This window comes from Arthrobacter sp. Leaf234 (assembly GCF_001422665.1).
In the GTDB taxonomy this organism is placed as follows: Bacteria; Actinomycetota; Actinomycetes; order Actinomycetales; family Micrococcaceae; genus Arthrobacter_D.
Genome location: NZ_LMLU01000005.1, coordinates 161,798 through 178,218, shown reverse-complemented (window position 1 = coordinate 178,218; position 16,421 = coordinate 161,798). Strand labels below are relative to the sequence as shown.

17 protein-coding genes, 1 pseudogene and 1 riboswitch are annotated in these 16,421 nt (G+C 70.1%); of the genes and pseudogenes, 5 read left to right on the top strand and 13 right to left on the bottom strand.

Going from position 1 to position 16,421, the window contains the following annotated elements; genetic code table 11:
• Positions 1-53 precede the first annotated feature (53 nt).
• A complete protein-coding gene (locus ASF21_RS08680; protein WP_055769719.1) occupies positions 54-599 on the top strand; it encodes a heme-degrading domain-containing protein in 546 nt (181 codons plus the stop codon).
• A 428-nt stretch (positions 600-1,027) separates the two neighbouring features.
• On the opposite strand, the gene ASF21_RS08675 is transcribed toward ASF21_RS08680, so the two are convergent.
• The 6 genes and pseudogenes from ASF21_RS08675 to ASF21_RS08650 form a co-directional block, all read right to left on the bottom strand.
• Positions 1,028-1,681 (bottom strand): SDR family oxidoreductase, encoded by a 654-nt coding sequence (locus ASF21_RS08675; protein WP_055769717.1) that lies wholly within the window; start codon positions 1,679-1,681, stop codon positions 1,028-1,030.
• A gap of 176 nt (positions 1,682-1,857) precedes the next feature.
• Positions 1,858-2,784 carry a MetQ/NlpA family ABC transporter substrate-binding protein gene (locus ASF21_RS08670; RefSeq protein ID WP_055769715.1) on the bottom strand — a complete coding sequence of 309 codons (927 nt, stop codon included), beginning with the start codon at positions 2,782-2,784 and terminating at the stop codon, positions 1,858-1,860.
• Positions 2,785-2,882: 98 nt separating this feature from the next.
• On the bottom strand, positions 2,883-3,587 hold the full coding sequence (locus ASF21_RS08665) for a methionine ABC transporter permease (RefSeq protein ID WP_055769713.1): 705 nt from the start codon (positions 3,585-3,587) through the stop codon (positions 2,883-2,885).
• Positions 3,584-4,627, bottom strand: a complete 1,044-nt coding sequence (locus ASF21_RS08660) for a methionine ABC transporter ATP-binding protein (protein WP_082471384.1) — start codon at positions 4,625-4,627, stop codon at positions 3,584-3,586. Before ASF21_RS08660 ends, ASF21_RS08665 begins: the two co-directional genes overlap by 4 nt.
• Positions 4,628-4,778: 151 nt before the next feature.
• Positions 4,779-6,152, bottom strand: a pseudogene (locus ASF21_RS08655) (LLM class flavin-dependent oxidoreductase); the annotation flags it as partial.
• A gap of 36 nt (positions 6,153-6,188) precedes the next feature.
• A riboswitch (SAM riboswitch) is annotated at positions 6,189-6,302 on the bottom strand.
• A gap of 97 nt (positions 6,303-6,399) precedes the next feature.
• Entirely contained in the window at positions 6,400-7,158 is a 759-nt protein-coding gene (locus ASF21_RS08650) for an SDR family NAD(P)-dependent oxidoreductase (RefSeq protein ID WP_055769711.1), read from the bottom strand.
• Positions 7,159-7,288: 130 nt separating this feature from the next.
• On the opposite strand from ASF21_RS08650, the gene ASF21_RS08645 reads away from it, so the two are divergent.
• Complete coding sequence (locus ASF21_RS08645) at positions 7,289-7,648, top strand: STAS/SEC14 domain-containing protein (RefSeq protein WP_055769708.1); 360 nt, start codon at positions 7,289-7,291, stop codon at positions 7,646-7,648.
• 81 nt (positions 7,649-7,729) lie between these two features.
• Positions 7,730-8,023 carry a GNAT family N-acetyltransferase gene (locus ASF21_RS08640; protein WP_055769706.1) on the top strand — a complete coding sequence of 98 codons (294 nt, stop codon included), beginning with the start codon at positions 7,730-7,732 and terminating at the stop codon, positions 8,021-8,023.
• Here the strand turns inward: ASF21_RS08640 and ASF21_RS08635 are convergent, their stop codons facing one another.
• Positions 8,024-8,602 (bottom strand): TetR/AcrR family transcriptional regulator, encoded by a 579-nt coding sequence (locus ASF21_RS08635; protein WP_055769703.1) that lies wholly within the window; start codon positions 8,600-8,602, stop codon positions 8,024-8,026.
• A gap of 96 nt (positions 8,603-8,698) precedes the next feature.
• On the opposite strand from ASF21_RS08635, the gene ASF21_RS08630 reads away from it, so the two are divergent.
• Positions 8,699-9,532, top strand: coding sequence for an alpha/beta fold hydrolase (locus tag ASF21_RS08630; protein WP_055769701.1), 834 nt, complete (start codon positions 8,699-8,701; stop codon positions 9,530-9,532).
• Between the two features lie 134 nt (positions 9,533-9,666).
• Here the strand turns inward: ASF21_RS08630 and ASF21_RS08625 are convergent, their stop codons facing one another.
• Both ASF21_RS08625 and ASF21_RS08620 read right to left on the bottom strand, forming a co-directional pair.
• Complete coding sequence (locus tag ASF21_RS08625; protein WP_055769699.1) at positions 9,667-10,428, bottom strand: SDR family NAD(P)-dependent oxidoreductase; 762 nt, start codon at positions 10,426-10,428, stop codon at positions 9,667-9,669.
• Between the two features lie 50 nt (positions 10,429-10,478).
• A complete protein-coding gene (locus ASF21_RS08620; RefSeq protein WP_055769698.1) occupies positions 10,479-11,480 on the bottom strand; it encodes an acetamidase/formamidase family protein in 1,002 nt (333 codons plus the stop codon).
• 157 nt (positions 11,481-11,637) lie between these two features.
• Here ASF21_RS08620 and ASF21_RS08615 point away from each other — a divergent pair, with 157 nt between their 5' ends.
• A complete protein-coding gene (locus ASF21_RS08615) occupies positions 11,638-12,537 on the top strand; it encodes a serine hydrolase (RefSeq protein ID WP_055769696.1) in 900 nt (299 codons plus the stop codon).
• Between the two features lie 69 nt (positions 12,538-12,606).
• Here ASF21_RS08615 and ASF21_RS08610 read toward each other — a convergent pair whose 3' ends face one another.
• The 4 genes from ASF21_RS08610 to ASF21_RS08595 form a co-directional block, all read right to left on the bottom strand.
• Positions 12,607-12,843 carry a hypothetical protein gene (locus ASF21_RS08610; protein WP_055769694.1) on the bottom strand — a complete coding sequence of 79 codons (237 nt, stop codon included), beginning with the start codon at positions 12,841-12,843 and terminating at the stop codon, positions 12,607-12,609.
• Between the two features lie 102 nt (positions 12,844-12,945).
• Positions 12,946-14,163, bottom strand: a complete 1,218-nt coding sequence (locus ASF21_RS08605; protein ID WP_414826619.1) for an NAD(P)/FAD-dependent oxidoreductase — start codon at positions 14,161-14,163, stop codon at positions 12,946-12,948.
• A 129-nt stretch (positions 14,164-14,292) separates the two neighbouring features.
• Positions 14,293-14,478: a hypothetical protein gene (locus ASF21_RS16785; protein ID WP_157365817.1), complete on the bottom strand. Its 186-nt coding sequence runs from the start codon at positions 14,476-14,478 to the stop codon at positions 14,293-14,295.
• A gap of 484 nt (positions 14,479-14,962) precedes the next feature.
• Positions 14,963-16,264, bottom strand: a complete 1,302-nt coding sequence (locus ASF21_RS08595; protein ID WP_235498729.1) for a CapA family protein — start codon at positions 16,262-16,264, stop codon at positions 14,963-14,965.
• Positions 16,265-16,421: the final 157 nt, after the last annotated feature.

The window sequence follows — 16,421 nt, the reverse complement described above, 5'->3', positions numbered from 1 at the left end:
TCGTCCGCCGCCGGCGATTCCGCCGACCACTCCCGACCACGTAGATTTGGCCAATGAGCAATGATGCCCCCTCGACAGTCCTCCGTCCGTTCGATCCCGACGGAGGCGGCGACCAGCCCGCGGAAGCACTCGAAGCGCTCATCGCGAAGGTCGAGGGAGAGGTTGCCGAGCTCCAGTTCACCCGCTTCACCAACGACGACGCGGTGGCGCTCGGTCAGCTCCTCGTCCAGATGGGGGTCGGCCGGAACCTGCCGATCGCCATCGGCATCAGCAAACCGAACCACATCCTCTTCCGTGCCGCGCTCGACGGCGCCACACCCGACAACGACTTCTGGCTCGACGCCAAGAGCCGCACCGCTGCCCGCTACCTGGTGCCGTCACTGCTCGTCGGGTTGAGGGCACGGCGCAACGGCGGCAGCTTCGAGGGCAACCCGATGGTGGACCCGACGACCCACGCGGCCCACGGCGGCTCTTTCCCCCTGTACATCCGCGGGGTGGGACCGGTGGCCACCGTGACGGTGTCCGGCCTGCCGCAACTCGAGGACCACAAGCTCGTGGTCGAGGCGCTCCGCACCTTCCACGCCGCCGACGGGCTCTAACCGGGTTCCTCCCCGCCCGGGGTATGCCCTCGTGCGCACACTCCCAGCCGCCGCCGTCGTCCCGTCCGCCCGTCCGCCCGCCCCGAGTCAACCTCCGGGGTGCGCTCTCGCGCGCGGCCTCTCGGCCGCCGTCGTCGTCCCACCCGCCCCGAATCAGCCTCCGGGTGTGCCTTCGTGCACGCCTTTCGGTCGGTAGGCCGGTCCTTCGCGGCGTGTCGCGCCGTGACACGCGGTTCGGGGCGTGAAAGGCATGCACGAAGCAGCGGCGTCTACCCGCTGCGGCCTGCCCCGTCGCGACGCCAGTCACAGGGCAGCCAGGCCGGCTGATGCGGGAAGGACGCGGCGACCAAGCCCGGAACACACAGGCCCGGCACACGACGACGGCGCCGGACCAGGCCCGGCGCCGTCATCGTTCGGTGGTGCGCGCCCTAGATGGCTGCCTCGATCGCCTCGGCGATCGGCGTCGGACCGCTGTTGAACTGGATGGTCCGGTCCACCGTCCCGAGGTCCCCGAGCACGACGGCGGCCACGTGGGCCACGTCCTCGCGGGGCACCGAATCCTGCTGGGGCTTGTCGGACACCTCGATGGTGCCGGTCCCCGGATCTGTGGTCAGGGAGCCGGGACCGAGGATGGTCCAGGCCAGCTTCGAGTTGCGCAGGTGCTCGTCGGCGGCGGCCTTCGACTCGGCGTAGTGGAAGAAGCTGTTGTCCTCGGGCACGCCGTGGTCCTTGCCCGCCCCGAGGTAGGACACCATGACGTACCGGCCCACAGAGGCCTGCTCGGCGGCGTCCATCGACCGGATCGCGGCGTCGCGGTCGATGGCGTACGTGGCCTCGGGGCTGCTGCCACCGGATCCGGCGGACCAGACCACGGCGTCGTGCCCGCTGAAGACGTCCGCCATGTCCTGCACCGAGAGCTCCGCGAGGTCGGCGACGACGGGCGTGGCGCCTGCCTGCTCGACGTCGGCGGCGTGGTCCTGGTTGCGGAAGATCGAGCTGACCTGGTGGCCCTGGTCCGTGAGGATCTTCGTGAGGTGCAGCGCTACTTTGCCGTGCCCGCCGATGATGGCTACGCGTGACATGGGAACTCCTTCGATCGATTGATTGTCTGGTCCCGACGCTAGTCCCCACCCCGCGCCGAAGCCACCGCTTCCGGGGGGTTCAGCCCGGAGCGCACCCGTATCCCCATCACGCGGACGCCGTGCCTCCCGCGCCCGGGCTCTGGCACGGTGGGACGCGCGGTCCCCGGACGCAGCGCTCAGGAGGCGTCGATCGGCAGCAGGAGGTCCTTCACGCTCGGGTCCGTGGTGAGGAACTCCTGGACGGCAGGGTCGGCGAAGGCCTCGGTGAGCTTCTGGATGTTCTCCGTCTCCAGGTAGTCGGTGCCGACGGTCAGCTGCGAGGCGAACTCGTCCGGCGCCGCCGGCGCGAAGATCTGCTTCTCCAGGGGTACCTTCGCCGCGGTGTAGTACTCCGTGTAGCCGACGGCGGCATCGAGGTCCGGGAGCGCCCTCGACTGCGCCCCGAAGTCGAGGAGCGTGAAGGTGAGGTTCTTGGGGTTGGTCGCGATGTCGTCCTGGGTGGCCGCCCACTTGTCCACGCCGTCCTTCAGGGTGATCAGGCCGGCCCGCTCGAGCAGCCACAGCCCCTGGGCCTCGTTGGCGGGGTCGGAGTACAGCGAGATGGTGCCGCCGTCGGGGATCTGGTCGACGCTCGTGTACTTGTCCGACCAGATGCCGAAGCCCCAGCGGAACACCGGCGCCACCGCGGTCTCGCGGAAGTCCGGGTTGGCCTCGAGGACCTGCCCGAGCCACAGTTCGTGCTGGTAGACGGTCGCTGCCACCTCGCCCTCGCTCACCGCCCGGTTGATGGTGTTGCTGTCGCTGAGCCCCGTGAACTCGATGTCGATGCCGTACTTCGGTGCGACCTCGCGGTCGATGAACTCGATGAGCGCCTGCTCGGCGTGGTTCCCCTCGGCGGTGGCGACGAGGAGGGTGGCGCCCTCCGTCTCGGCTGCGGATTCCGCGGGATTCAGGAGCGGTACGGCGATGAAGGCACCGGCCGCGAGCACGACGACGGCGCCTCCCGCGATCCACGGGGCCCTGCGCCGTGTGCGGAGCGTGAAGCCGTGATCGGCCTCGGGGGTCGGTGTGCCGGCGGAGGGGGAAGGGGTGTTCTCGGACATGGTGGAGGCCTTTCTGGGCGCGCCGGAGGGCGCGGTGTCGGGTGGAGCAGGGGAACCGGGTGGCGGTGGAGCGGGATGGAGCCGACGACGCCGCGGCGTCAGGCGCGCTGGAGCCGTTTCTGCGGCGTGGTGAACCGGACCAGGCGGTCGCCGGCCACCTGCACGAGGGCGACGGTGACGACGAGGATCACGATCGTCGCGAGCATCACGGTGTTGTCGAACCGCTGGTAGCCGTAGGTGACGGCGACGTAGCCGATGCCCCCGGCACCGATGGTGCCCGCGATGGCCGAGTACTCGATCATCGCGATCACCTGGATGGTGAGGCCGCCGATCACCGCGGGGACGGCCTCCCCGAACTGCGCGGACCGCATGATCTGGAGGTGGGACCCGCCCGCGGCCCGTGCCACCTGAATGATGGACGGCGGCACCGAGCGCAGGGCGTTCTCGACGATACGCGTGAAGAAGGCGATGCCCGCGAGCGACATCGGCACGACCGCTGCGGCGATGCCGATGTTCGTACCCGTGACGAAGCGCGTGAACGGCACGATCGCCGCCATGAGGATGAGGAAGGGCAGCGACCGGCCGATGCTGATGATCCAGCTGAGCAGGGTGTGCAGTGCCGGGCGCTCGTGGAGCCCGCCGGGAGCCGCGTTGTGGAGCAGCACACCGAGGGGGGTCCCGATCGCGAGGACCACGGCCATGACGATGCCCACCATGGTGACGGTCTGCCCGTAGGCGGGGAGCAGGAGGGCGGGCAGGTCCCCGAGGGGGACGTCGGCGCGCGGCAGGACGACGGCGCTCATGCCGCGTCCTCGAGGGCTCCGGCGAGGATCCGCTCGTCGGTCGGACCGAAGGATGCGGCGGAGTGGTCGGGAGTGCCGCTCAGTCCGCACCGGGCGAGCGCCGCCACGACGCGGGCGTCGTCGTCCGTTCCGATGCCGAGCGTCGCACTGCCCGTGTTGACGCCGTGCACGGTCTCGACCGACGCCCCCAGGAGGTGCACGCTCGCGCCGAGGTCGGCGGTCACGCGCTGGATCCAGTCGCCGGGCACGGTGGTGGAATCGTAGGTGACGAACCAGGTCCGCGTGCCGGCTTCCGGTCCCGCGTGGCCGCGACGGGGCTGCAGCGAGCGCCCGAGGCGGGAGCCGTGCGAGGTCAGCAGGTTCACGAGGCTGCCCTGCTCTACGATTCTCCCGTGGTCGAGCCGGGCGACGGTATCGGCGACCTGCCGCACCGTGTCCATCTCGTGGGTGATGAACACGACCGTGAGATCGAGGTCGTCGCGCAGTTCGCGGACGAGTCCGACGACGGAGCGCGTGGTGTCCGGGTCCAGCCCGGACGTGGCTTCGTCGGCCAGGAGGATGGAGGGACGCAGCGCGAGCGCCCGGGCGATGCCGACGCGCTGGGCCTGCCCGCCGGAGAGCTGGAACGGGTAGTGGCCCGCCTTGTCGGTGAGTCCCACGCGCTCCAGCAGTTCACCGACCCGGCTCCTCGTCTCCTGCGGAGTCACTCCGAGGAAGTCGAGGGGCAGGGCGATGTTCTCGGCGGCCGTGCGGCGGCTGAGCAGGCTCGAGGACTGGAAGACGGTGCCGATCCGGCGCCGGGCGTCGCGGAGGCGCTTCTCGGGCAGGCCGGAGAGGTCCTCACCGTTCACGACGACGGACCCCGACGTGGGGCGTTCGAGGAGGTTGATGCACTGCGCGAGGGTGCTCTTGCCGGCACCGCTCGGGCCGACCACGGCGGCGATCCGCCCGGTGGGCACCTCGAAGTCGAGGTGGTCGAGCACGGTGACGGCGGCGTCGCCGCGGCCGTAGGTCTTGGTCAGGTGTCTCAGCGAGATCATGGGGTTCCTCGGGAAGGTCGAGCGGGTCGGGATGGGCTGGAGTGCAAGCGTCGCGGGCGCCGTGGATGTGCGGTCGGACGGGTGCGCCAGGGGCGAGCGGGAGCGGGGTGTCGCGGAGGTGCGGCGGGACGGGTGCGTCAGGGCGGGCGGGCTGGAGCCGGTAGCCTGCACCGCGGTGCTCGGCGGGAAGCCGGTCACCCTTGCCGAACAGCTTCTGGCGGAGCGTCCCCTCCGCGTAGGCCGTCGGATACGCGCCGCGCTTCTGCAGCTCGGGCACCACATGGGTGATGACATCCTCGAAGGAGCCCGGCGTGATGGCGTAGGCGAGGTTGAACCCGTCCACGTCCGTCTCCTCGACCCAGGACTGCAGCTCGTCGGCCACCTGCGCGCCGGACCCGACGACCCTCGGCCCCAGCCCGCCGATACCGGCCCACGCGGCGATGTCGCGGACGGTCCAGGGGAGGCCGTCGTCGTTCACTTTCTGGAAGTTCGCCACCGCGGACTGGATGGCATTGGACTGCACAGTGCCGATCGGCTCGTCGGGGTCGTAGACGCTGAGGTCGATGCCCAGCCAGCCGGAGAGCAGGACGAGCGCGCCCTCGTAGCTGACGTACTGCTGGTAGTCGGCGTGCTTGGCGTGCGCCTTCTCCTCGGTCTCGTCCGTGATGACGGTCAGCATCGTGTAGATGCGTACGGAGTAGCGGTCGCGCCCCTCGGCCTCGACGGCGTCGCGGATCCTGCGGACGGCGTCCTTCAGGAGGGCCTTCGTGGGCGAGCCGACGAAGACCGCTTCCGCGTTGCCTGCCGCGAAGGCGATACCCCGAGGGGAGGCCCCCGCCTGGTAGATGACGGGGGTGCGCTGGGGCGACGGTTCGCTGAGGTGGATGCCGGGAACGGTGAAGAACGTGCCGTCGTGCTGGATCTCGTGGACCTTCGCCGGATCGGTGAAGACGCCGGTCCTACGATCCCGGACCACGGCGTCGTCCTCCCAGGAGCCTTCGAGAAGCTTGTAGAGCACCTCGAGGTATTCGTCGGCGTGGTCGTAGCGCTGGTCGTGCTCCAGCTGGTCCTCGTGGCCCATGTTGCGGGCCGCGGAGGGTAGGTAGCCGGTGACGACGTTCCAGCCCACGCGGCCGTCGGTCAGGTGGTCGAGGGTGGAGAGGCGCCGCGCGAAGGGGTACGGGTGCTCGTAGGCAGTGCCGGCCGTGACGCCGAAGCCGAGGTGCTCCGTGACGAGGGCCATCGCGGAGACGAGCAGGAAAGGGTCGTTGACCGGCGTCTGCGTCCCCTGGCGCAGGGTCGCCTCGTTGGAGCCGCCGAAGACGTCGTAGGTGCCGAGGACGTCCGCGATGAAGATGCCGTCGAACAGGCCCTTCTCCAGTGTCTGCGCGAGGTCCGCCCAGTAGCGCAGGTCCTTGTAGCGCCAGGACTGGTCCTCGGGATGACGCCACAGACCGGGCGACTGGTGGCCCACGCAGTTCATGTCGAAGGCGTTGAAGCGGATACGGCGCGGTGCAGAGGTCATGAAGGATCCTCATGTCGGGGGCACTGCCGGAAGGAAGCGCCATACTTGCCCGCACGGTGCATGACGGGCCGAATCCTCACCTGGGGCACCCCGCTACAGCGAGAGGGTTGCCGTCCAACAAACCAGGGTTTTGCGTTGGAACTCTTGATTCTGCTCCCGAGCCTAAGGGCGAGGCCCTGCGGGCGTCCATCGGCCGTCGTCACAGAACGTCACGAGGCCCTGTGGTGGACGGCCCGCCGGGCACGCCTCACCTCAGGTAGGACGCCCCGTTGGCGTCCACCACGGTCCCGCTGACCCAGAGCGGCGCGTCGGTGGCGAGCCAGCCCACCGTCCGGGCAATGTCCTCCGGCGTCGCCACACGGTTGAACGGGCTCTGCGCGCGCACCGCGTCCCCGCCCGGCCCGTCGAGGACGGTCCGGCCCATGTCGGTCTCGACGAACCCGGGCGCGACGGCGGCTGCGAGTATCCCGTGCGGCGCGAGGGCGACGGCGAGCGACTGCGTCAGTGCGTGCAGCCCCGCCTTGCTCGCACCGTAGGCGGGCGTGGCGGGTTCGCCGCGGTACGCGCCCCGCGACCCGACGCTGATGAGGCGTCCGCCCTCCGGACCTGCGGGGCGTCCGAGGAGGTGGCGCGCCACGAGCCAGGCGAGGTTCGCCGGACCGAGCAGGTTCACGTCGAGCGTGCGGCGCCAGGCCTGCTGCCATTCCTCGAAGGACGTGCCGTCGACGGGATGCGCCTCGAAGATGCCCGCGTTGTTGACCAGCACGTCGATCCCGCCGAGGTCGTCGACGGCGCTGTCGACGATGCGCCGGCATGCGTCAGGATCACCGACATCACCGACCACGACGGTGTGACCCGCCCCGGGGAGTCGGTCGCGGACGGCCTCCGCCGCCGCCCTGTCCCGCCCCGCGTGCACGGCGATGCGGTGCCCCCGCGCGGACAGGTCCAGGGCGATGGCTGCGCCGATACCCCGACTGGCGCCGGTCACCAGAATGCTCAGTGTCATGCACAGGAGGGTACAACCTGCACGGCTCCGGCAGGGCGGAGTGGTCACCTGTGAACGGACGGAGCGATCCGGGGGTGCGTCTTGCTACGCTGGCGGATCAATGACCCCAGCCGCCGATCAAAGGACTCCGATGGACCCGTTCACCGCGAACTTCGACCGCGGGATCCTGAGACTGCGCTGGCGACGCGGGGTCGAGATCACCCACCCGTACGCGGTCGCTGCGGCCGCGGCCCTCGCCGAGTTCCACGGACCGACGGCCCTTCCGCTGCTCGTCCACATGCACGGCATCACCGGCATCACTCCCGAGGCCCGGATCGGCATGAGCAGCTACCGCGGGTTCTCCAGGGTGGCGCTGGTCGGCCAGGACGTCGTCGACGAGGTGATGTCGGGCTTCTCCCACCGCTCCCCCACGACGACCCGGTACTTCACGTCGGAGACCGACGCCGTCGCCTGGCTCCTCGAATCGAGCTCGTCGCACGCTCCGGCCTAGCTCCCGGGAGCAGGAGCGGATCCGCGCACGCCCGCCGTCGTGCCGTTGACCGCCTGTCGGCGCGGGTGCCAGAGTGGCTGCATGAGCAGCGAGCACCCCGGCCTGGACGTCACCGACAACGAGGCGAAGAGCCGTTACGAGGCAGCACTCGACGGCGATCCGGCGGGCATCGCCGCCTACGAGCTCTCCGGTGACACCATCGTCTTCACGCACACCGTGGTCGACGAGGATGTGGAGGGCCGCGGCGTCGGCAGCACCCTGATCCGCCACGCGCTCGACGACGCACGGAACCGGCACCTGACGGTGGTGCCCGAGTGCGAGTTCGTCGCCGCGTTCATCGACGACCACCCCGAGTACCGCGACCTGGTCGGCTGATCAGCCGGTAGGACGTGACGGGTGCGCGAGCGCAGCGTCAACGAGCACCTCGGCAGCCCTCCGTGCGTGGCCGGCGGCATCCGGGGTGCCGGCGATCGCCGCCGTCGTCTGTGCACCCTCGGCGAGGATCGACAGCTGCGGGGCGAGATCCGACGGCGCTCCTGCGTCCGCTGCCAGATGGCCGACGTAGACCTGGAAGGACTCCTTGTGCCTGCGGGCGTACTCGGCGACGTCCGGGCTCACGGCACCCAGCTCCGCGAAGCTGTTGATGAAGCCGCAGCCGCGGAACGAGTCCTGCCCGAACCACTCGGCCAGGTAGTCGAACATCGCCAGCAGCCGGTCCCTCGGTGCGTCGGCCTGCCGTACCCGCGCATCCAGCCCTTCGGTCCATGACGCGTGCCACCGCTCGAGGACGGCCATGACGATGCTGCTCTTCGAGGGGAACTCCTGGTAGAGCTTCTTGAGCGAGACCCCGGCGGCCGTCCGCAGTTCGTCCATGCCGACGGACTGGATACCGCGCGCATTGTAGAGGTCATCGGCGGTCGCGATGATGCGCGTCCGCACGTCGTCAGAAGTCATCCAGCCATTCTACTTGCTGTGAGAACGATCGTTCTATACGCTGTGGACAGCAGGAGAGAACGGTCGTTCTCGCCGCTCGAGGAAAGGGAACGGATCATGGCTTTCATCAAGGTCGGCACCGAGAACAGCACGGACCTCCACCTGTACTACGAGGACCACGGCACAGGCCAGCCGGTCGTGCTCATCCACGGCTACCCGCTCGACGGCGGTTCCTGGGAGAAGCAGACCGCGGCCCTCCTGAACGCCGGATACCGCGTCATCACGTACGACCGCCGGGGCTTCGGCCGGTCCAGCAAGCCCACCACCGGCTACGACTACGACACCTTCGCCGCCGATCTCAGCACGGTGCTCGAGATCCTCGACCTCAACGACGCAGTGCTCGTCGGATTCTCGATGGGCACCGGCGAGGTGGGCCGGTACATCGCTACCTACGGCGAGGCCCGTGTCGCCAAAACCGTCTTCCTCGCCTCGCTCGAACCGTTTTTGCTGCAGACCGACGACAACCCCACGGGCGTCCCCTCGACCGTGTTCGACGGCATCCGCGCCGCCGCCATCGAGGACCGCTACGCCTGGTTCACGAACTTCTACGCCGACTTCTTCAACACCGACACCTTCCTCGGCAACCGCCTGAGCGAGGAAGCCCTCCGCAACGCCTGGAACGTGGCCTCGGGCTCGTCCTGGTACGCGTCCTTCGCCGTCGTCGACTCCTGGCTGACGGACTTCCGCGCCGACATCGAGAAGATCACCGTCCCCACCCTGATCGCGCACGGCACCGACGACCGCATCCTGCCCATCGACGCGACGGGACGCGAGTTCACCAAGCGCCTGCCCGCCGCCGAGTACGTCGAGATCGAGGGTGCGCCCCACGGCATGCTCTGGACCCACGGTGCGGAGATCAACGGGATCCTCCTCCCGTTCCTCGCCACGTAGGCCCTGACCGAGGGGACAGTGCGCCGGTCCCGTGACCGGCGCACGTCACCGGCGGCGCCACCGCCCGGCCCGCTGAATCCGGTCCGGGCTGCCGGCGTCCCCCTGCATCCGGTCGGGTGTGCAGGGCGCGCCCGTCAGAACTGGATGCCGCGGGTGAGTCCGCCGTCGATCAGGAGATTGGCGCCCGTGGTGCGGCTGGACCGGGGACTGGCGAGGAAGACGACGGCGTCCGCCACCTCCTCCGGCGTGCCCATCCGACCCGTGGGATTGAGCCCCATCGCGGTGGCGAAGAGCTCCGGGTTACCGCCCTCGATGCTCTCCCACACACCGCCCTCGTGGTAGGTGTTGCCGGGCGAGACGGTATTCGCCCGGATGCCCTGCCCGGCGAGCTGGAAGGCGAGGCCCGCCATGTACGCGATCAGCGCCGACTTCACGGTGCCGTAGGGTCCGGAGGCGAAGTCCACCTCACGGCCGGACACACTCGAGATCGCCGTGATCGACGGCGTCGAACTCCTCGCCAGGTGAGGGAGGGCCGCCTTGACCAGGCGCACCGTCCCGAGCAGGTCGACCCGGAGGCTCGCCTCCCAGTTCTCCTCCGTGTCCTCGATCGCGAGCGCACTGACGTTGCTCACCACCGCGTCGATCCCCCCGAAGTCAGCCGCCACGGCGTCCACCCAGCCGGCCACCGCCACCCCGTCGCCGACGTCGAGCACGGAGCCGCTGACGCGGCCCGACGACGACGCGAACGCCTGCTCGGTCGCCGCGACCTCGGCGGCGTCCCGTGCGCAGAACGCGACGTTCGCCCCCTCCGCGGCGAAGCACCGGACGATGGCCCTGCCGATGCCTTTCGTGCCTCCGGTCACGAGGGCGGTGGTGCCGGTCAGCTGCAGGTCCATGGTGCTCCTTCGGTCGGACTGGCGCCGGACGGGTGTCCGGGCGCGGGACGTCAGCGCAGGTCTACGGCCTGGCGCCGGAGGTGTGCGTGCAGGCCCCCGTAGGCGTCGGCGGAGGGGAACAGTGCCTTGGGCGCCTTGACCACCACGCTGTAGTTCGCGTCGACGGCGTTGGCGATCGGCGCGAGGGCCGTCTGCGTCAGCAGCTGGTAGGCATCGAGCTGGTGCAGGCCGAAGAGATCACCGAACCAGCGCACCATCTCCACCTGCCCGATCCGCCACGAGTCCTCCATGGGACGCGAGGAGCCGACGGCGCCCCAGTGGTAGTCGGTCTCGATGCGCGGCCACGCCGGCGCACCGCCCTTGACGAGGTCCACGATGATGGTCGAGTGCATGGCCCCCTCGACGGCCGTGCCGCACGCCTCACCCTCGCCCTGCCGGTAGTGGCCGTCGCCGATCGAGAACAGGGCACCCTCGACGTTCACGCCGAGGTACACCGTGGTGCCCGCCTTCACGTCCGGGGCGTCCATGTTGCCGCCGAACCGTTCCGGCACCAAGCTGGACCGCACCTCGCCTCCGGGAGGTGCCACCCCGACCGTCCCGAGCATCGGCTCGAGCGGGAGGGCGACCTCGAAATCCCCGCGTCGCGACTGGAAGCCCACCGTCCGCCGCTCGGTGTCCACGTGGTAGATCCACGTGATGTCCGGCAGCGGTTCCTGGAGCGTGGCGGTGCGGTCCGTGCTGGTCAGGCCGCCGAAGAACGGGATGGTGGCCGAGGCGCCGTAGGACCGGGCCGGCGTCAGATCTGCGATGTGGAGGGCCAGGGTGTCCCCCGGTTCCGCGCCCTCGACGTAGAACGGCCCCGTCTGCGGGTTGACGAAGTCGAGGTCCACCTTCTCCCCGCTGACGTCGTCGATCGAGGTGAGGGCGTTGTTGAACGCGTCCTCGGACCAGAGCCGCAGGGCGGTACCCGGTTGCACCCTCAGCACGGGGGCGCTGCCGCCGAAGGTGTAGACGAGCTGGTCCCGCCGCGGGTGGTACTCGATGATCTCCATGACCGGATGCTACGGGGCGGCCCCGACCCCGACAAGGGTCCGGCGCGGGCCGTACCGGTCAGTAGGCTTGCAGCAGGCGGAGACGATCGGCCGGACGTGATCGAGGTGCGCTCAGCCCGTGGTCACACGACGTAGCGCCGCCGGAAGGAGGGACAGGATGATGCAGGGCCGTCCCGGAGGTCACGCCATCGCACGCCGGGGACCCTCGACCCGGGTCCGGCGGAGACGCACCCTGTGGGGAGCCACCGCCCTCACGCTCGCCACCGTGGCGGTCCTCGTGCCCCTCATCCGGGCGTCGGGCGACGACGGACCGGGCGTGTCGGAGCCGGTCGCCGTCCCCACCGCACCGGTGGCTGCCGCACCGCCGTCGCTGGACCAGGACATGGCGGCGATCCTCGACGAAGCGGGCGAATACCGCGTCGGAGTAGCCCTTGCCGATGTGTCGGGCGGAGTCACGCGGACATTCGGGGACCGCGATCCGTTCTTCGCCGCCAGTACGGCGAAGATCATCACCGCGGCCGCCTACTACCACCGGGTGGAGACAGGGGAAGCGCGCCTGGACGAACCCCTCGGCGACTACGATGCCGCCTTCCAGCTCCACGCCATGGTCAACACCAGCAGCAATGACGCGTGGCTCCTGCTCATGGACGCCGTCGGTCACTCCGAGCTCACGGCGTACGCCTCGTCGCTCGGTGTCGAGTACGACCCGGAGGAGAATCTGCTGACCGCCGCGGACATGGCTTTGGTGCTGCGTCGGCTCTCCGCGGGTGAACTCCTCGACGAGGAACACACGACGGAGCTGCTCGGCTCCATGCAGGACACCAACGAGGAGGATCTCATCCCGGCCGGGTCCCGCCCCGACGTCCTGGTGCAGCACAAGTACGGGCAGGTCGCGGGCGAGCTCCACGACGCGGCACTCCTCACCTACCGCGGATCCACCGTCGCCCTCGTGGTCTACACGGAGGCACCCGAGGAGGGCAGCACGTCCGAGCAGACCGAGCTCATCCGCGCGGTGACCCGGACCGCCGAGGCCGCCCTGTTCCCGACGGGCAGCTGAGGATCGGCGAGGCACGAGCCTCGCCCCGGGCCTCCGGCCGGACGGTAGTCCTGGCCGGTGGCCACCGGCCTACTCCTGCCCGTGCGCCCGGTCATCGGTTCGGCCCTCGGGGTCCGTCGCCCGCCCGCGCGGTCCCACCGGACGCTCGGCGGCACGCCATTCCCTCCGGGTGAGGAGCTTCTTCCCCGCCGGCAGCTCGCGCCGGTACCTCCGGTAGGTCCTGCGGTCGGAGGACCCCCAATACGGGAAGGACTCGATCACCAGCTCGAACACGATCCTGGCGACGAGTCCGATCACCTCGATCACCGCACGGCCCTGCCTGACTGCTTCCCCCTGGTCATGGCTGAAGCCTACGGCCCTGCTGCCGCCCCGGCCCTGTACCGGAGGAAGGCCGGGGGTCGGTGGTTCCTAGGCGCGTCCGCGCAGGATGAGGTTCCAGTACACCTTCGGCAGCAGGACCCGCTCGGCGATGAAGGTGAGGCGCCGTTCACGCGCCAGGTTGTCCCAGCCCGGCACGGTCGGCATGGGCGCGTACTTGTCGTCGAACTCGGAGAACACCACGGTGTTCTTGCTGACCACGAACGGGCAGGCCGAGTACTGGTTGTACTGCGCGGTGGGCTTCTTGCCCTTCAGGACGGCTTTCAGGTTCTTCGCGAGAACCTTCGTCTGCATGCGCAGGGCGGCTCCGGACTTCGAGTTCAGGGTGGACGCGGCATCGCCGAGGGACCAGATGGCCGGGAAACGGGGGTGCCGGAGGATGAGGGGATCCACCTCGACGAAACCGCCGGGATTGCCGGGGGCCGGGAGGTCGGTGGTCTTCAACCATTCCGGAGCGGATTGCGGGGGAACGGCGTGCAGCACGTCGTAGGCGATGGTCTCGGATGCTCCGGTCGCGGTGTTCGTGAGCCCGACGGTGCGGCCCGACGGGTCGACGGACGCGAGTTCGGTGCTGTACCGGACCTCGATGCCGTATTCGTCGATCTTGCGATTCAGTTCCTCGTCGATGATGTCCATGCCGAAGATCGTGGGCGTGGCGACGGCGAGGACCACGCGGATGTCCCCGAGAACGCCCTGCCGGCGCCAGTGGTCGCAGGCGAGGTACATCGGCTTCTGGGCGGCGCCGTCGCAGGATGCCGGACCCGGCGGCTGCGTGAACACGACGGTTCCGCGCTTGAGGTCCTTGAACAGCTTCCAGGCCTTCGGGGCCAGCTCGTACTCGTAGTTCGATCCGCCGTACGGTCCCTCCATCGCCTCCTTGAGTCCGGGGATGGAGGTCCAGTCGTTCTGGATGCCGGGGCACACGACCAGGTGGTCGTAGGTGACGGCGGAACCGGACTCGAGCAGCACCGTGCTGGTGCCGGTGCTGACGTCCGTGGCCTTGTCCTGGATCCAGACCACGCCCTGGGGCATGACCGCCGACTGCAACCGCACGGCCTCGAACGCATCAGCCGTCCCGCCGGCAATGTGGGAGAACAGGGGCTGGTAGAGGTGGCGGCTGCGCGGCTCGACGACGGCGACGTCCTTCACGTGGTACCGCAGGAGGCGCCCGGCGAGGGACACACCCGCGTTGCCTCCGCCGATGATGAGGACCTGGTGGTGGCGCTTCTCCCCGGCGGTGGGCACCACGGGGACCGTGCGGCCCGCGGGCGCGGCGTTCGTCCTGGAACCGATGACAGCTACCTCTTCCGTTTCACCCTGCGCGGCCTGTCCTCCCGACAGTACCGCCCGTCACCGACACCGGGCAGGGAAGATCCGTCAGTGCGCAGGAAGGTCCCCGGACGGACCTTCTGCGTGTCCGACGACGCTCGGCCCGTGGGCGGGCCGGGCGCCGTTCTCGTCCGCCGGTGCGAGGGACAGCACGGTCAGCAGGAGGTAGAGGATCATCAGCCATACAGCGAGCCCGGTGCCGCGCCGACGTCCGACGACATGGAGGGTGCGCACGCTCCGACGTCGGGGCGCGGCGGGAACGACGACGGGGGCCGCAGCCGCGACGGAAGAGCCGGTGCCGGTGCCGGTGCCGGTGCCGGTGCCGTCAGGATGCGAACCGGACGATGGGGTGCTACCGGACGATGGGGTGCGCCCGAACGATGGGGTGCGCCCGGAGGATTTGGCGCTACCGGACGGTGTGGCCCGACCGGTTGCTCCGGGCCAGGCCAGGTGAGCTCCTCCGACGGGCTGCAACCGTGACCGCTCGAACCGATACAGCTCGACCTGGGCGTGGGTCAGTTCCCGGCGGAGGAACTCCGCGGTCTCGGCCGCGCGCCGGGCGCCTGGTTCGTCCATGGAAGAACGAGGGCGGTCGTCATCGCCCGGCATCACCGTGTCCCTGTCCCCATGGCATCAGTCTAGGAAGGGCCAGCCCCCGTGACCCGCAGTGTTCGCTCAGGATCACCGCAACGGGCGGTGGCACCGCCCGTCGTGACGCCTATCGGGAGCCCGCTTCCTCGGACAGGTCCCATGGCCGCGCTCCGTCCTCCCGGGCGCCGAGCGACTCGACGACCGATCGCGTCCGTTCCCGTGAGGCAGCCTCCCGCTCGGGCGACGAGCATTCCCCCGGCGGACGGTCCGGCGCCAGCGCACACCACCGGTAGGGGTCACGCTCGATCAGTGACGGTAGCCAGACGAGGTCCGAGACGGACCAGGCGCCGGCGTCGTCCCTGCTGAAACTCGCCCGGACGGTGATCCCCTCGTTGTTGACGTCGTACACGGGTGAGAGTTCGGTGACGCCGTTGCCCAGGCCGTACACGATCCACGTGCCGTTGTACTTCTCGATCGGCTGGACAGTGTGTGCATGGTGTCCGTAGAGGAGATCGAACTCTCCACTGTCGGCCAGTGCATGGGCGATCTCCACCTGCTGCGCGTTCGGCGTCGGCACGTACTCGTCGCCCGCGTGGACGGCGCCGAGCACGACGTCTGCCCCGGCTGCTCGGGCTGCTCGGGCCTTGGCGATCATGACGTCGGCGTCGAGCATGTCGACGCGCCATGGCTGGTCCGGCACGAGCCCGTTGAGGCCGTAGGTCGCCTCGATGACGGCGACACGCGCCTCGGGCTGGTCGAGGATGAGCACCTTCGCCGCGTCCTCCTCCGTGGCATAGGACCCGGTGTGCTCGAGCCCGGCAGCGTCGAGCGCCGCCAGGGTCCGCAGCAGCCCCTCGGTTCCCGCGTCGATCGAGTGGTTGCTCGCGGAGGTGCAGGCGTCGTAGCCGACGTCGGCCGCTGCCGTCAGGATCTGGGGCGGGACGTTGAACTGCGGATAGCCGCTGAAGGGGCCGTCGGGACCGGCGACCGGCGTCTCGAGATGGCAGATGGCGAGGTCCGCCGTCGCCAGGTAGGGCCGTTGGCCGGCGAGGAGTGGCTCGAAGTCCAGCGCGCCCTTCCCCGTGACGGCCGCATCGACGGCCGCCTGGTCCCACAGCTGCGGGTGCACCAGGAGATCACCGCTGACGACGACGTCGAGGCAGCCGTCGCAGGCGATCGTCGCCGGTGCATCAGCGGTTGGTCCGGCGGACACTGTCGCCGACGGGCTCGGCGCCGGACCGGCCGAGGCACGGGCGGACCCGGAGGACGATGGCGTGGCGGTCGTGGCGCCCGATGTCGGTTCATCGGTGCCGCTCGGCGGGGACGAGCAGCCGGCGAGCACCAGCGCCGCCACCAGGAGCGCCGAGGCCGGGGCCGTAGGGCCCACCCGCGACGGCCGGCGCTCTCCTGTCATCGGTCCGTATGTCACGCCACCACCTTCCAGGGTGCGGGCCCGGCGTCGACGCCGGGCCGGACCGGCCTCGATGCTCCGGGGATGAACGGCGGAGCCAGCCGGTCTGTTTCCGTAGCCGCCATTGAACACCATGGCGCCGTCACTTCGCATCGGACGGCCTCCGGCCGACCAG

What these genes read in the sequence shown, in the direction of transcription:
- ASF21_RS08660 (WP_082471384.1), bottom strand. Translation starts at nt 4,627, where the DNA reads ATGATCTCGCTGAGACACCTGACCAAGACCTACGGCCGCGGCGACGCC.
- ASF21_RS08650 (WP_055769711.1), bottom strand. Translation starts at nt 7,158, where the DNA reads ATGACACTGAGCATTCTGGTGACCGGCGCCAGTCGGGGTATCGGCGCA.
- ASF21_RS08645 (WP_055769708.1), top strand. Translation starts at nt 7,289, where the DNA reads ATGGACCCGTTCACCGCGAACTTCGACCGCGGGATCCTGAGACTGCGC.
- ASF21_RS08640 (WP_055769706.1), top strand. Translation starts at nt 7,730, where the DNA reads ATGAGCAGCGAGCACCCCGGCCTGGACGTCACCGACAACGAGGCGAAG.
- ASF21_RS08625 (WP_055769699.1), bottom strand. Translation starts at nt 10,428, where the DNA reads ATGGACCTGCAGCTGACCGGCACCACCGCCCTCGTGACCGGAGGCACG.
- ASF21_RS08680 (WP_055769719.1), top strand. Translation starts at nt 54, where the DNA reads ATGAGCAATGATGCCCCCTCGACAGTCCTCCGTCCGTTCGATCCCGAC.
- ASF21_RS08615 (WP_055769696.1), top strand. Translation starts at nt 11,638, where the DNA reads ATGATGCAGGGCCGTCCCGGAGGTCACGCCATCGCACGCCGGGGACCC.
- ASF21_RS08675 (WP_055769717.1), bottom strand. Translation starts at nt 1,681, where the DNA reads ATGTCACGCGTAGCCATCATCGGCGGGCACGGCAAAGTAGCGCTGCAC.
- ASF21_RS08630 (WP_055769701.1), top strand. Translation starts at nt 8,699, where the DNA reads ATGGCTTTCATCAAGGTCGGCACCGAGAACAGCACGGACCTCCACCTG.
- ASF21_RS08670 (WP_055769715.1), bottom strand. Translation starts at nt 2,784, where the DNA reads ATGTCCGAGAACACCCCTTCCCCCTCCGCCGGCACACCGACCCCCGAG.
- ASF21_RS08620 (WP_055769698.1), bottom strand. Translation starts at nt 11,480, where the DNA reads ATGGAGATCATCGAGTACCACCCGCGGCGGGACCAGCTCGTCTACACC.
- ASF21_RS08665 (WP_055769713.1), bottom strand. Translation starts at nt 3,587, where the DNA reads ATGAGCGCCGTCGTCCTGCCGCGCGCCGACGTCCCCCTCGGGGACCTG.
- ASF21_RS08635 (WP_055769703.1), bottom strand. Translation starts at nt 8,602, where the DNA reads ATGACTTCTGACGACGTGCGGACGCGCATCATCGCGACCGCCGATGAC.